The organism is Clostridium amylolyticum, assembly GCF_900142075.1.
GTDB classification, from domain to species: domain Bacteria; phylum Bacillota; class Clostridia; order Clostridiales; family Clostridiaceae; genus Clostridium_AA; species Clostridium_AA amylolyticum.
This window is the reverse complement of the sequence record NZ_FQZO01000002.1, coordinates 471,738-486,829: the sequence shown is the minus strand read 5'-3', so window position 1 is coordinate 486,829 and position 15,092 is coordinate 471,738. Positions and strand designations below refer to the sequence as shown.

Annotated in this window: 15 protein-coding genes; 13 read left to right on the top strand and 2 right to left on the bottom strand. The window is 29.3% G+C overall.

The window, feature by feature from the left end; all coding sequences use genetic code 11:
* Positions 1-114: 114 nt before the first annotated feature.
* The 5 genes from BUA82_RS06840 to BUA82_RS06820 all read left to right on the top strand — a co-directional run bounded on the left by BUA82_RS06840 (position 115) and on the right by BUA82_RS06820 (position 3,387).
* On the top strand, positions 115-786 hold the full coding sequence (locus BUA82_RS06840; protein ID WP_073005949.1) for a DNA alkylation repair protein: 672 nt from the start codon (positions 115-117) through the stop codon (positions 784-786).
* Positions 787-838: 52 nt separating this feature from the next.
* Positions 839-1,189, top strand: a complete 351-nt coding sequence (locus tag BUA82_RS06835) for a DUF2200 domain-containing protein (protein ID WP_073005946.1) — start codon at positions 839-841, stop codon at positions 1,187-1,189.
* A gap of 287 nt (positions 1,190-1,476) precedes the next feature.
* Positions 1,477-1,962: an isochorismatase family protein gene (locus tag BUA82_RS06830; RefSeq protein ID WP_073005944.1), complete on the top strand. Its 486-nt coding sequence runs from the start codon at positions 1,477-1,479 to the stop codon at positions 1,960-1,962.
* 360 nt (positions 1,963-2,322) lie between these two features.
* Positions 2,323-2,643 (top strand): PadR family transcriptional regulator, encoded by a 321-nt coding sequence (locus tag BUA82_RS06825; protein ID WP_143148589.1) that lies wholly within the window; start codon positions 2,323-2,325, stop codon positions 2,641-2,643.
* Between the two features lie 15 nt (positions 2,644-2,658).
* The gene (locus BUA82_RS06820; protein ID WP_073005942.1) at positions 2,659-3,387 is read left to right on the top strand and encodes a DUF2812 domain-containing protein; all 729 of its coding nucleotides are present in this window, start codon (positions 2,659-2,661) and stop codon (positions 3,385-3,387) included.
* 180 nt (positions 3,388-3,567) lie between these two features.
* Here BUA82_RS06820 and BUA82_RS06815 read toward each other — a convergent pair whose 3' ends face one another.
* Positions 3,568-4,044 carry an ASCH domain-containing protein gene (locus BUA82_RS06815; RefSeq protein ID WP_083599817.1) on the bottom strand — a complete coding sequence of 159 codons (477 nt, stop codon included), beginning with the start codon at positions 4,042-4,044 and terminating at the stop codon, positions 3,568-3,570.
* A 232-nt stretch (positions 4,045-4,276) separates the two neighbouring features.
* Here BUA82_RS06815 and BUA82_RS06810 point away from each other — a divergent pair, with 232 nt between their 5' ends.
* The 3 genes from BUA82_RS06810 to hisS all read left to right on the top strand — a co-directional run bounded on the left by BUA82_RS06810 (position 4,277) and on the right by hisS (position 8,077).
* On the top strand, positions 4,277-5,140 hold the full coding sequence (locus BUA82_RS06810; protein ID WP_073005940.1) for a damage-control phosphatase ARMT1 family protein: 864 nt from the start codon (positions 4,277-4,279) through the stop codon (positions 5,138-5,140).
* Between the two features lie 301 nt (positions 5,141-5,441).
* On the top strand, positions 5,442-6,350 hold the full coding sequence (locus BUA82_RS06805; protein WP_073005938.1) for a DUF2268 domain-containing putative Zn-dependent protease: 909 nt from the start codon (positions 5,442-5,444) through the stop codon (positions 6,348-6,350).
* A gap of 431 nt (positions 6,351-6,781) precedes the next feature.
* Positions 6,782-8,077, top strand: a complete 1,296-nt coding sequence (hisS, locus tag BUA82_RS06800) for a histidine--tRNA ligase (protein WP_073005936.1) — start codon at positions 6,782-6,784, stop codon at positions 8,075-8,077.
* 40 nt (positions 8,078-8,117) lie between these two features.
* On the opposite strand, the gene BUA82_RS06795 is transcribed toward hisS, so the two are convergent.
* Positions 8,118-8,669, bottom strand: coding sequence for a helix-turn-helix domain-containing protein (locus tag BUA82_RS06795; RefSeq protein WP_073005934.1), 552 nt, complete (start codon positions 8,667-8,669; stop codon positions 8,118-8,120).
* A 242-nt stretch (positions 8,670-8,911) separates the two neighbouring features.
* Here BUA82_RS06795 and BUA82_RS06790 point away from each other — a divergent pair, with 242 nt between their 5' ends.
* The 5 genes from BUA82_RS06790 (at position 8,912) to BUA82_RS06770 (ending at position 14,986) form a co-directional block, all read left to right on the top strand.
* Entirely contained in the window at positions 8,912-9,499 is a 588-nt protein-coding gene (locus tag BUA82_RS06790) for a hydrolase (RefSeq protein WP_073005932.1), read from the top strand.
* Between the two features lie 250 nt (positions 9,500-9,749).
* Positions 9,750-10,475, top strand: a complete 726-nt coding sequence (locus tag BUA82_RS06785; protein WP_083599816.1) for a LytR/AlgR family response regulator transcription factor — start codon at positions 9,750-9,752, stop codon at positions 10,473-10,475.
* Positions 10,468-11,202: a sensor histidine kinase gene (locus BUA82_RS06780; RefSeq protein ID WP_073005930.1), complete on the top strand. Its 735-nt coding sequence runs from the start codon at positions 10,468-10,470 to the stop codon at positions 11,200-11,202. Before BUA82_RS06785 ends, BUA82_RS06780 begins: the two co-directional genes overlap by 8 nt.
* An 87-nt stretch (positions 11,203-11,289) precedes the next feature.
* Positions 11,290-13,131, top strand: a complete 1,842-nt coding sequence (locus tag BUA82_RS06775) for an ABC transporter ATP-binding protein (protein WP_073005928.1) — start codon at positions 11,290-11,292, stop codon at positions 13,129-13,131.
* Positions 13,124-14,986 (top strand): ABC transporter ATP-binding protein, encoded by a 1,863-nt coding sequence (locus tag BUA82_RS06770; RefSeq protein ID WP_073005926.1) that lies wholly within the window; start codon positions 13,124-13,126, stop codon positions 14,984-14,986. The genes BUA82_RS06775 and BUA82_RS06770 overlap by 8 nt, the downstream gene beginning before the upstream one ends.
* Positions 14,987-15,092: the final 106 nt, after the last annotated feature.

Below are 15,092 nucleotides of genomic sequence, written 5' to 3'. Positions count from 1 at the left end.
ATTACTGATATAAAATATGTTAAGTTAGAAACACCTTGTTAATATTTTAAATTAAAGGATCTAGGGAAAAAAATTGTTAAAATTATTGATGAATTTATATAGAGGTGAAATAGTATGCATGATACAGTATTAAAAGCAAGAGAGGAAATAAATATATTACTAAATGCATTAACGAGTGAATCACATATAAGAACAATAGATGTTAGAAGATTATCTGCAAAATTGTTCCGCTCTTTGGGTAATAAGAACATTGATAATGTGCTTGCTATTTGCCAGGAGTTTTTGGATGAACAGAACTGGGCCATGGGTGTTATTGCATTTGATTGGGCGTTTAAAGTGAGAGAACAATATAACGAAAATACATACGATATTTTTTATTCTTGGCTGGAGAAATATGTTCGGGGGTGGGGGGATTGTGATGATTTTTGTACCCATGCTTTTGGTGAATTACTAATGCAAAATAAGCAATTATTCTCACATGTTCTTCAATGGACAAAACATTCTGATTTTTGGATTCGTAGAGCTTCAGCGGTAATTTTGATTCCTATGATTTTACGGAATAATTATGATGGTATCAATCCATTACAAATAACGGATAAATTAATTATGGACGAGCATGATTTAGTTCGTAAGGGATATGGATGGATGTTAAAATCACTCTCTACGAAAGAGCCAGACACAGTTTATAATTATCTAATTAAACACAAAAGCACAATGCCACGTGTTGCATTTAGATATTCATTAGAAAAGATGGACAAAGAAAAAAGAGCTAAATTAATGAAATAATATAAGTGATATAATAAAGAAAATCACATAAGCGAGGAAGCGAGGGTGTATAATGGCCAAACATCATATCTATACAATGAGTGTAGCAAATGTCTATCCACTTTATGTTATGAAAGCAGAGAAAAAAGGACGTAGGAAAACAGAAGTAGATGAAATCATCCGTTGGTTGACAGGATATAGCCAGGAAGAATTAGAAGCTCAACTGGAAAAACAGACAGATTTTGAGACCTTCTTTACGGAAGCTCCTAAGCTTAATCCTTTACGGACTTTGATCAAAGGTGTTGTCTGCGGTGTCCGAGTGGAAGACATTGAAGAACCAACTATGCAGGAAATTCGCTATTTAGATAAGCTCATCGATGAGTTAGCAAAGGGAAAAGCAATGGATAAGATTTTGCGTAAATAGGAATTTTATATGTTTACTAAGAGGGACATTTTTAAAACCTAAAAAAGTATAGACAGAAGGTTGACTGGATATATACGTAATTGTATAATTATGGTATGAATTATTCGAAGGGAGTGATGTATTATGATCAATTTAAATATGATAACAAAATTAAGCATGACTCCCGGCATGGCTTATTAGAGAACCAGTAATGTAATGTTTTTATAATTATTATCCGGGAGAATTTCTTATTTCATCCGGGTATTTTTATACCCAAATTTAAGATAAAATCAAGGAGGCAATGCAAAATGAATGTTGCATTATTAATAATTGACGTACAAGAGGCTTTTATAGGAGATAGAAAAGGAGAAAAAGAATATTATAATACCTTTGAATATATAAACGAGACAGCAGCATTATTTAGAAAGGCTAATAAACCTGTAATAGTTATTAGAGATATTGAAGGCGGTAATGATGATACCTTTCAGAATGTAGAGGAGTTGGTTACTCAGGATAGTGATATAGAGGTCTTAAAGGTGTTTAGTAATAGCTTTTGGAAGACGGATTTAGAAGAGATTTTAAAAGAAAAAAATGTTGACTTTGTTGTACTTTGCGGCAATGCAGCGGAATATTGTGTAATAGCAACCTATAATGGTGCAATAGAGAGGGGCTTTGGAGCAGCTATGCTTCAGCATGGTATCTTTGCCTGCCACCCAAGTGGTTTAATGGATATCTACAATAATAGGTCATTAATTTCTTTTGAAGTTATCTCACATATGCTTAGAAATTGCTAATGCAAGAGGAAAAATCAAATCTAATTGAAAAATAAATTTTTAGGGATGTCAAGGAATTGATATCTCTATTTAATTTTTGCTTTATAAAGTAGGAGTAGGTAAGAAAATAGGTAAAAGGTAAGAAGTAAGAAAATAAGTAAGAGCTAATAGGTAAAAAGTAAGAGTTAATGAAGAAATTCAGCAGGGCTGAACTTTTACCACAACTATTACTTCTTAGCTCTTACCTCTTACTTATTATTAAGAAGAATATATAAATAAAATAGGCAGTAAATAAACATTTGACAACTATATCATTTATTGATATATTATATTTAATGATATATCAATAAATGATATATAGAAAATAAGAAGGAGAATTTTATGCCAAGAAAAGATTCTATTGATATTGGAGAACTAACAGATTCTGCTTTTTATATTTTATCTAGTGTTATTGAGGAAAAGCACGGATACTTAATTATGAAAACTATTGAGAAGTTTACTAATAATGAAGTTATTATTGGTCCGGCATCACTTTATACAACACTGAAAAAGCTTTTGGCAGCGGAATTAGTGGAGTTAAATTCCGACACGGATGAAAATAAAAAAGTATATAAAATAACAAATAAAGGTCGAGAGATGCTCATAAAAGAGATTGAGCGTAAAAAAAAGATGGTTAAATTTGCTGAAAATTTTTTGGAGTAGAAAAAGGAGATATTTATGAAAAGTAAATATGTAATGATTAATGGATTTGCCTTTAGTGAAGAAGGTGATATGGAAAAACTAAAAAAATATGCAGGTGAAGGTTGGATACTAGAAAACATAGTAGGAGGGTTTTTCTATAAATTAAAAAAGGATAAGCCTCAAGATATAGTATATAGCCTGGATTATCAAATCGAGGCGAATGAAGAATATTTTACTATATTTAAAGAATCAGGATGGAAACTTGTCGTTTCTGTAGAAAACTATATACATATTTTTTCAGCACAAGCTGGGACTAAACCTATTTATAGTGATTGTGAATCAGAAATAGATAAATATACAAGTATAAGAAATCGAACAAGAAAAGGGACTCTATATTCTTTAATAATAGCTATAGTACTAATGGGGTTGCTAGTTGTTTCCTTAATTGTTATTAAACCTATATTTCTGATTATCCTTGGATTATTAATAATTGATATATTTATACTTGTCTTTAATTTTATGCCTTATTTAGCATATAATTCAAGAATTAAGCAAATAAAAAAATATGGTAAGTGTAATAGTAAAGCAATAGATAATAAAAGTTCATGGAAATTATATGCAATTGCAGGTGTTCTATGGTTAGCTGTAGGAATATGGCATTTAATTGGGAAACTATATTTTTCTGCAGTATTTTTTATAGTTTTTGGTGCTTTTTTTATTTTTTCAAGTTCAGCCTACTTTAAGAAATATAAAAAGTCTTTATAAATTATACGCAAATTAAATAATATGAAGATAGAAGTGGTAGTTTTAAATACCTTTGTTAAAATCTTAGAAAAAATGGCTTACTTCAAGGAATAAGCCATTTTTTGTGATTTATAGCTTGTATTTTAAGAATGTTACGTCTCAACAATAGCATTATAGATTAGTTTTATTTTTGTATAATATCTATACTTGATAAACTACTTTAAAATCTTCAAAGACTACAGGCATATTATAACTAAACTCATATCCTATCTGTTTGCCTTCTTCTTTGAAAAAATGAGCATGTCCCTTTACCCAAGATTCTAATGTATCATCCTCCCCCTCACGCTTACAAATGTCATAAGTAATTTCTGAAAATGGAATAATTGTTATCTTAGTAGTTTCAATAACACATCGCGGCACACCTTCCCAATCAGTGACAATACTTAAATCACCAACCTGAGGTATACGCTCACCTTCAATTTCGTAACTCAATAAACTACTTGCTGTAGCCCTCTTTTGTCCAATTAACACCAAACGTAACAGCTCATTTGCCCATTTTTCAGTTAATTCAAAATGGAATACCTCTAGACATTTTGTCGTTTCATTTCTGTTGGTTTCCCTCAAAAATGTTTTCCAAAACATATCAATTTCTTCTTGTGAATATTTTTCATTTTTCATTAACTCTACCTCCCTGGAGTTTTATAGTAGATTTTTTGTATTATATAAGTAATCTTTACTAAAAATAGTACTAAAATTAAGAAATGGTTTATATTAAATCATATCATGGTTTTATATACAAATTAAACAAAAATTACAAACCTTCAAGAATGAAGGGTTTTTTATCATAAAATTAAGAGGTATAATTATTAATATGTAATTTATTAGAATGTAATCTTAAGGAGAGTACTGTATGAAAGTATCACGTGAATGCATTTATTGTCTTGCTAGACAAGCAGTGGAAATTGCTGAAGAAGCCACAAGCAATGTAATAATGCAAGAAGATATAATAAAAAGGTCTTTAAAAGAATTAGGAGAAATGAATTTCAATGAAACAGCACCGGAAATAGCCTTTAGGATGCATCAACATGCTAAGAATATTACTGGTATTAATGACCCTTATATGAAATTGAAGGAAGGTTATAATGAGATTGCTAAAGACATTTATGACAGAATTATTGAGGAAAAGTGGTTAGATAATGCAGAAGATCCTTTCGATATGGCTTGTAGACTAGCTATTGCAGGAAATATTATAGATTTTTCAGTTGGACTAAAACTAGAGTATTCAGATATTGTTAAGTCGGTTGATGATAGTATCAAACATGATATTTTTGGTACAGGGACAGCAGCGCTACGAGAAGCAGTAGAAAAGTCGAATAATATTATGTATATTGCTGATAACTCTGGTGAAATAATATTTGATAAGTTTTTGTTAGAGAGGCTTCCAGTAAGTAAAGTGATTTATGTAGTGAAGGGCGGTCCAATAGTTAATGATGCAACTATGCAAGACGCAATAAGTACAGGGATAATAGATTTAGTAAAAGTTATTGACAATGGGCATTCTGCACAAGGCACAATACTAAAAGATTGCTCAAATACATTTAATAGGGAATTTAGTAGAGCAGATCTTATTATAAGTAAAGGACAAGCAAATTTTGAGACCTTGAGTGATATTAAAGGTAAGAATATATTCTATCTATTGAGAGCTAAATGCAGTTCCGTTGCTTCTTCTATAGGATGTAATCCAATGGACTATGTTCTTACAAATTTATTATAATAAATTTTTTAATTAAATGATGTATGGGATGGAACAAAGTAAATCACTTAAATACGTATTGAAAATCTTAGATACAACGCTATAATTAATCTTACCATATTAAGTGAAAATAATGACCTTAGCCATTGATATAAATTGGTTAAGGTTATTTTTATTAGTAAAAGTACATTATCATAAGTAATAGTGAATTATAAAAAATATTGAGCAATACACTAAGTTTACATATATAAATGTAAAATATTAAAAAACTTGACATTGACGTTGCGTAAAGCATTAAGCTATTAGCTAAGGAGGTTTGAATATGGGAAAAGTAAGAATCAATTTAATTAATAGCTTAGATTTTTATGACAAGTGTTTATTAGGAAATGCTTGTGAAAATTCATTCAGATATGAATTAATGAAGCCAATGAAAACAATGTGGGATTATTTAAATGTACCGTTGCAAGCAAGTGAACCTAATGGGTACGATGTTGTTATGGCATCAGAGATGTTAGGAATTTGGACTCCAAGGAAATCTATTCAACAAGTTAAAGATAACTTACCAAAACTTATAGAATCTGGAGTTTTTGAAGAATATCAAGGGGTGATATCAAAAGGAATTGATGAATTTGAAAAGATAGGTTATTCAATTCCATTAGAGGAAATCAACGTAAATATTCTTTTAGGTGATGAAGATAGTCAACAAATACAGGTGAATAAAGGATATTCAGGTTTTGGCGGAATACCGGGATATATTATTCTAATGGTTGTTCCTAATGACTTTAATAAGAAACGATTGAAATCTGCTTTAGCACACGAGTTTAATCATAATGTTCGTTTTACATTTGAACCATTTAATCATGGGGATGTGACTGTAGAAGAGTACCTAGTATTGGAAGGTCTAGCTGAATGTTTTGCTGAAGAAATGTATGGTAAAGAATTCATAGGACCTTGGATTGAAGATTTTGATGAAGAAGAAATGGAATACTCAACAGAAGTGATAAAAGAAGGACGAAAAATTAAAGGCTTTGGAGAAGTATCAGCTTATATGTTTGGTGATGAGGTAGCTAAAAAGCAAGGGTATAATCCGGTTGGTTTATCGGCCAATACAGGTTATACTATTGGTTACCATTTGATTAAACAATACTTAGCCAACAGCAAAAAGAGTATTGCCCAAGCTACACTGACCTCTACTGAAGAGATAATTAGAGTATCTAAATTTTTTGGATGATTATTTTTAAGTTTTTTGTAAGGGATAAAGTTAACATATGTAGCATAATAAATAAACTGATGATATAGCTTATATATGAAAATTAATGATAATTTTCATAAGAAGGTAAGGTATTACTTGTTAATTAACTCTGCAAGTAATAATATTTTAAATTAAGTTTGTTGACATTTATTGTAACCCAATATATCATGTTATTAATAGAAATTTAGGAGGAATATTATGAGAGCACTTATTGTAAATAGTATAAATTTACTACATCATCATCACTAGAGACTTGGTCTGTGAAAAGCAGATACAAGTCTATTAAGGTAGGCTTGTATCTCTAGGTGATGATAAATTAAGTGTAATCATAATTTATTGAACCATGTGGGATATTTTGCCTACATGGTTTTTTGTTATATAAAAATAAAATTAGATATGGAGTGAATAAAATGAAAAAAAGCATTATAAAACCAAGCATATTAGCAGGATTTATGGAGTTATTACCTGATGAACAAGAAAAATTTAATGATATAGTGGATAAAATCATAGGAGTTTATAAAAATAATGGGTGCCTATCTATAGATACTCCAATAATAGAGAAAGCTGATGTTTTACTTGCTAAGAGCGGTGGAGAAACAGAAAAGCAAGTGTATAGCTTTCAAAAGGGTAAAAATAATTTAGCATTAAGATTTGATCTAACGGTGCCTTTTGCTAGATATGTGGCTCAATACTATAATGATTTAATTTTTCCTTTTAGAAGATATCAAATAGGGAAGGTATATAGAGGTGAGAAAAATCAAAAGGGCAGATATAGAGAGTTCTATCAATGCGATGTGGATGTCATTGGTAAAGGTAAGCTAAGTATAAATAACGATGCTTGGGTTATTAGTTTAGCCTCAAAGGCATTTAAGAAGATAGGGTTAACAAATTATGAGTTTCAAGTTAGTAATAGAAAAATTTTAAAAGGTATATTAGATGAATTGGATATAGACAATGCTAGTGATGTTATGATTTTAATTGATAAATATGATAAGATTGGTGAAAAACTCTTTAAAGATGAACTTACTAATATTATTGGTAATGAAAAAAGCGAATATTTAAATAACCTAGTTAATATCAAAGGAACTAATGAAAAAATCTTAGAAGAGCTATTGAAGCTTGATATTAAAAATGATTATTTTATAGAAGGAATAAAGGATCTTGGGCAGGTTAAATCAATGTTAGAAGTTTTAGGGGTAGCTAGGGAAGAATTTAGAATAAATTTAAAGATTATTAGAGGATTAGATTATTATACTGGAACTGTTTTTGAGACAATCTTAATAGGAAATGAAAACTATGGTTCAATTTGTTCTGGTGGGAGATATGATAATTTAGCAGAAAACTATACGGAAAATATATTGCCTGGGGTTGGTATTTGCATAGGGATAACTAGACTGTTTTTTGTGTTAAAAGAAATAGGTTTTGTTGAGAAATATAAAATAAAATCTAATCTAGATTATTTAATAATACCCATTGGAGATACAATAGATTACTGCTCAAAAATAATGAAATGCTTACAGGAAAAAGGATATGGGGTAACAGTGTACTTTGAGGAGGATTCATTAAAGAAAAAAATGAGCTATGCTAATAAGCTAGATATAGAAAATGTAATACTAGTTGGAGAGGATGAGGTTTTAAAAAATAAGGTTCGGATAAAAAATATGAAATTAGGTAATGAGATTGAAATAAATTATGAAGAGTTATAAACAGTTAAGAGTGGCAGAAGAAATAATCCTACCTTAATTATTAGGCAGGATAAAAATTTGTTATTGCGGCTTTTAAAGTACCTTTCCCGCTATTAATATATATATGTTCATTAGATGCTGGAAAACTTATTGAATCATTAGGCTTTAAGTTATAAGTTTCATTATTTACTTTTAAGGTTAAATTCCCTTCTAATAACATAATATATTCTTCTGACTTTTTAGAGTGACCCACGGATATATATGAGCATCCTTCATCAAGTTCAATTTGAAAAAGTTCGAAATTACGATATGGTGTATTAGAGTAGTATAAATATACCCTATAGTGACCTTCTTCAGAGATCTGAGGTTCAATATTATTTTTATTTATAATGCAAGTATTATGTTCTTTTTGTTCAAGTAATGAAGTATAAGTAACTTTTAATCCGTTAGCTATTTTCCACAAAGTGTTTATAGTTGGATTAGTGTCACCTTTTTCAATTTGAGATAGCATGACTTTACTCACATCAGATAATTCAGCAAGTTGACCCAAACTTAAATTTCGTTCAGTCCGAAGGGTTTTTAAGTTTTCTGCAATGATAGAATTTATGTTCATTAGAGTACGTCCTCCTACAATTATGTTGACAATTATAATTAACAAAAGTAAAATAAATGTTAAATATACTTAACGTTCGTAAACTATTATATAATAATCGTTTAAAGTATACAACAAGAATAAGAAATAATTGATAGCATTTTAAAGAAATATAATTGTATATTTGAATTACAGGTTAGCAGTATTTAAATACAGATTTATTCTGATATTATATTTTATAAATTTTCAAGGAGGCTATTACTATGATAACAAGAGAAGAGGCATGGAAGTTACTTACTAAATACAATAAAGAAGAATTTCATATCCAGCATGCTTTAACAGTTGAAGGTACTATGAATTATTTTGCAAAAAAATTAGGATATGCAGATGAAGCTGACTTCTGGTCTATAGTTGGATTGCTTCATGATTTAGATTTTGAAATGTATCCAGAGCAGCATTGCAGCAAGACTCAAGAGATTATGAAAGAATATGGGGTTGATGAAAGGATAATAAGAGCAGCAGCTAGCCATGGATATGGACTTTGTGCAGAAGAACAACCTAAACCAGAGCATGAAATGGAAAAAGTATTATTTGCAGCGGATGAGCTTACAGGATTAATTGGTGCAGCTGCAAGAATGCGTCCATCTAAGAGTGTTATGGATATGGAGCTTTCAAGCCTTAAGAAAAAGTTCAAGGATAAGAAATTTGCAGCGGGGTGTTCACGTGATGTAATTAAACAAGGTGCAGATATGCTTGGATGGCAATTAGATGAGTTATTTGAAGAAACAATTTTGGCTATGCGTTCCTGTGAAGAATATGTTAATAGTCAAATGAAGGCGTATAATAGTTAGCTGCTCCGTATATGAATTAATATTTATATATAGTACACTTTGTTCATGTAGGTCAAGGAAAGTAAAAATTACAGGGTTTATAAAAAGTTTAACTCTCGTTCCTAAGATTGATTTCTTAGGACGAGAGTTTTTATTGTTCAAAGCTGATAATATACATGGAAAGATTTAATAATTAGAGCTTAGCTATTACATTGCTACTCCTTACAAATATTATGATATAATTCAATGTAATGAGAGGTGAACAAAGATTATGGATATTATTAATATAGCTATAATTGATGATGAAAAAGTACAGGTAGAGCTTATAGAAAAATATGTGAAGATTTGGTCCCAAGGGAAAAATATAAGAGTTAAAACAGAGAGCTTTTACAGTGCTGAAAGTTTTGATTTTAGCTTCAGTATGGATAAAAAATATGACATATTATTATTGGATATTCAAATGCCAGGAAAAAATGGTATCGAACTTGCAAAGAAAATAAGAAAAGAAGATGATAGGGTAAATATAATATTCATCACTGCTATTACTGATTATATTCAGGTGGGTTATGATGTTTCGGCAATAAATTATCTAGTTAAGCCAATAAATGAAAAAAAGCTTTTTGAATGCTTAGATAAGGCTATATCCAAGATTCCCAAGGAAGAAAAGACAATTCTTATAAATGTAGATGGAGAAATTCATAAGATAAAGCAAGGTGATATAATTTACATTGAGGCCTTTTCTCATTTTATAGCCATAAATACTATAAATGAAAAATACACTGCTCGAAAAAGTATAAGCGAAGTTGAGAAAGAATTAGATGGTGAATTATTTGTAAGATGTCATAGATCATATATTGCTTCATTAAAGTATATAAAGAGAATAGGAAGTAATGAATTGCAATTAGATAATGAGGATATAATTCCTATAAGCAGAAGGCAATATTCAAATACAAACATGGCATTTATAAGATATTTTAGAGGTGAAATAAATGAATAGCTGGAAGGTATTTATTATAATTGGGATTATTTTAGTTTTAGCTTTCATATTATTTTTCTTCTTTAAATATATATTATTAAAATTATTAGACAAGCGTATTGCTAACTATCAAAATGATCTTGTAACAATACATTATAATGAAGTTGAAAACATATATAAGCAAATGAGAGGTTGGAAGCATGATTATCATAACCACATACAAATAATGAAGGCTTATCTTGAGTTGAATAAATATGATGATATGGAAAAATATCTTAATGAATTAGAGAGAGATTTAACTAATATAGATACATTAGTAAAAACCGGAAATGTAATGGTAGATGCAATATTAAACAGTAAATTATCTTTAGCAGTTAATCAGGGAATAAATATAAAAGCAAAGGCAACAGTGCCTAAAAATCTTCAGGTATCAGATATAGATTTATGTGTTATTATTGGAAATCTAATGGATAATGCTATGGAAGCAGCAGTTAAAATTGAAAATGAACAAGGCAGGTTTATAAGGGTATATATAAGAGAGATGAAAGAGCAATTATATATTTCCATAACAAATTCTGCAGGGGGAGAGATTAAGAAAACAAGCCTCGGATACATAAGTACAAAGTTAGCAAAAAATCATGGCTTTGGATTAAAAAGAGTAGATGGAATTGTTGCTAAATACAATGGATTTATAAATAGACAAAGTGAGGAAGGAGTATTTGCAACAGAGATTATTTTACCATTATAGTACCGTTGGTGTTATAACTTTAACCATTGGTGCTTTTTTTATATATAAAATTATCTTTGTTGATATCATATAGTTGAGGTGATAAAAATGTCAGATATAGCAGCTAAAAAAAGCAAACTTAAATATTCAACCTTTACAAACACTATATATTTAATAAAAAATATTTGGAAATGGGATAAAAAGTTATTTTTACTTTGTTCACTAGAAATTCCAGTAAAAGTAATAATCCCCTTGCTTCAAATTTATTTACCAAAAATCTTAATAGATTCTGTAACTAAGAATTTATCAATCTCTAAGTTAATGATAAATATAGGAATACCGATTATATGCATAATTCTTTTAAATGCTTTTTTAAATTATGTGTCATCTATAACACAGTACACAAAGGTAAACTATAGGCTAAAGTATTATAAAGCATTTTTAGAAAAGATATTAGATACTGATTATGAGAATATAGATGGTGCAGCTGGTCAAAAAAAGATTATGAAGGCAGACATGACTATTGGATCAAATAATTCTCCTACTGAAGCAATAGTAGAAGAGTTTATATCATTCTCTTCTAATATCATAGGATTTATACTTTATGCAGGTATAATATCTAATATTCATCCTTTAATAGTTATATTTATAATTGTCTCATCAGTTATAAATTATTTAGTGGGAAGGTACATAAGTATTTTTGAGTATAAGAATAAAGATAATTTAGCTCCTATAAATAGAAAACTTAAATATATTAGGGAAAAAACAGGAGATTTTAAGTCAGCAAAGGATATGAGACTTTATAAGATGTCTCATTGGTTTAAGAATATGCACAGCATATTTCTAAAGCAAAGAATATACTTTGAGAAGAAGAATTTAAATCACAGATACTTTGGTAACTTTATTGATGGAATGCTTATTCTTTTTAGAGATGTAATAACTTATGGATTTTTAATAAATCTGGTTGTATATGAAAACATGCCCATAGGGGATTTTGTATTATATTTTGGTGCAGTAGCTGGTTTTTCTACATGGATGTCAGGGATTGTAAAAAATTTAAATCAACTAAATACATTTAGCCTTGGTATCTGTGATTTAAGAGAATATTTAGAGATGGAAGATAAAATGAATAGGGGCAATGGAGTAGAATTACCTTCTTCTTATGAACTACCTTGTGATATAGAGTTGAAAAATTTGTATTATAAATATCCAGGAGCTCAGGATTATACAATCAAAAATTTAAATCTTCACATTAAAAAGGGAGAAAAAATAGCGTTAGTAGGAATTAATGGTGCAGGTAAGACCACATTAGTAAAGCTTATTTGCGGGTTATATACTCCTACAAAGGGTGAAATATATATAAACGGAAAGAAAAGCAGTCTTTATAATAGGGATGAATATTATACTTTGTTTTCAGTAGTATTCCAAGATATTTATCTATTACCTGTATCTATAGAAAAAAATATTGCTCTTGAAACAGAAGATAACATTGATGATGAAAAGATGGACAGGGTTCTTAATATGTCAGGGCTTATGGAAAAAGTAAAAGTTTTACCAAAGGGTAAGAAAACCCTTTTGGTTAAGTCTATATATGATGATGCAATAGAACTGTCAGGGGGAGAAATGCAAAAGCTAATGCTGTCCCAAGCTTTATATAAATATGCACCTATTATTATGTTAGATGAACCAACAGCAGCATTAGATCCTATAGCAGAAAATGAAATATATCAAAAATATAATGAACTAACTAAAGAACGCACGTCGATATTTATATCCCATAGGCTTTCTTCTACAAGATTTTGCGACAGGATAGTGTTTCTTGAGGACGGTAGAATTATTGAAGAAGGCGATCATAACGACCTTATGAATGCTAATGGTAAATATAAGAAAATGTTTGATATGCAGAGCTATTATTATAAGGATAATATAGGTGGTGAAAGAAATGCATAAAAGTAATTTAAGGAAAACCATTAAAACTCTTAAAATTGGCTTAAAAGAAATATATAAGTTACATCATTGGGTACTACCTGTGGTTATGTTTGATGCTTTCTTTAAATCAATAGCTCCTTTTATAAATATATACATGTCTTCAAGAATTATTAATGAATTACTTGGAGAAAAGGACATAGGAATACTTAAATTATTAGTAACAATTACTATTGGAATCAATTTAATAGTTCATTTAGTCTCTGCTGGCTTTGGTCATTTAAAGGACATGCTTATGAATATCACCACTGAAAATCAACAGATGAAATTAAATGAAAAAATAATAAGTATGGATTATGAATATGTTGAAAACCCTGAAGTGCACAATCTTAGAGCAAAAATAGGAGAAGCAGAGAAATTGAACGGAGGAGGTATTTATGCTCTTATAGAACATACAGGGGATTTGACAAAGAGTTTAGTTACAGTTATTACATCCATTGTGTTAGTTATAGATTTATTTAAGATAAATGTCACATCTAATGGGCATATATCTTTCGTGAATTCTGCTATATTTTCATATATTTTTTTAATTTTAATTTTAGCTGGTACAATATGTAGTTTGAAACTAAAGACAAAAGCAGATAAGAAACTTTTCGGGTACTTTAGTAAATTTATGGGCATTAACAGAATTTTTTGTTTTTATGCGGATCAAATATATAATTATAATATTGGTAAAGGGGTAAGATTATACAACCAAAAAGAAATATACAGTAATGAAATTGATAATTTTTGTAAGAATGCAAAAAAGATATTTACGAGTACTGGTAATATGAATGCAAAATATTCTGGATTTGAAGCATTTATAGCATCATTTTTAGGTGGAATGGTATATGCTTTTGTTGGGTTAAAGGCTATATCAGGTGCCATAACCATAGGCAGTATAGTTAAGTATGCAGGAAGTATAAATCAGTTTATGTCTGGAAGCAGAGAAATGTTATCTTCTATTAATAGTATTGTAAATAATAACCAGTATATACAATTATATATTGATTTTTTAAATATTAAAGGTGAGAAGCATAAAGGAACCCTGCCAGTAGAAAAACGAGATGATGATGAATATGAGATAGAGTTTAAAAATGTATCTTTTAAATATCCGGAAGCAGATATTTATGCATTAAAAAATGTTTCAATAAAATTAAATATTGGAGAGCGGTTAGCAATAGTAGGAATGAATGGATCTGGAAAGACTACGTTTATAAAACTTCTTTGTAGGTTATATGACCCAGATGAAGGTGAAATACTTTTAAATGGAATAAACATTAAAAAATATGATTATGAAGAATATATGAAATTATTCTCAATTGTATTTCAAGAGTTTAAGCTTTTCTCTTTCTCCCTTGGACAAAATGTTGCTACATCTGTTAATTATGATGAAAATGTTGTGAAGGATGTTTTATATAAAGTTGGATTAGAAGAAAGATTAAATAAAATGCCAAAGGGTATACACACATCTTTATACAAGGACTTTAATGAAAATGGTGTGGAAATATCAGGCGGAGAGGCTCAAAAGATAGCGCTAGCTAGGGCACTATATAGGGATTCACCTATTATAATATTAGATGAACCAACAGCAGCATTAGATCCTATATCGGAATTTGATATTTATTCAAAGTTTAATGATATAGTAGGCACAAAAACTGCTTTTTATATATCTCATAGACTTTCATCTTGTAGATTCTGTGATGAAATAGCAGTGTTTAATAAGGGAAAGATAATTCAAAAAGGCAGTCATTATGAATTACTAAAAGATAAAAAGGGAAAGTACTATGAGCTTTGGCATTCTCAGGCAAAATATTATAATGATAATGAGAGTGCATAGATAAATATTTAAAATTATATAAAATTTTTGTAATAACCTTATAAACTTAATTGGATAGACCTAGGACTTTATAATAAGTCCTGGGCCTTTTTAATTTTTATAAGTA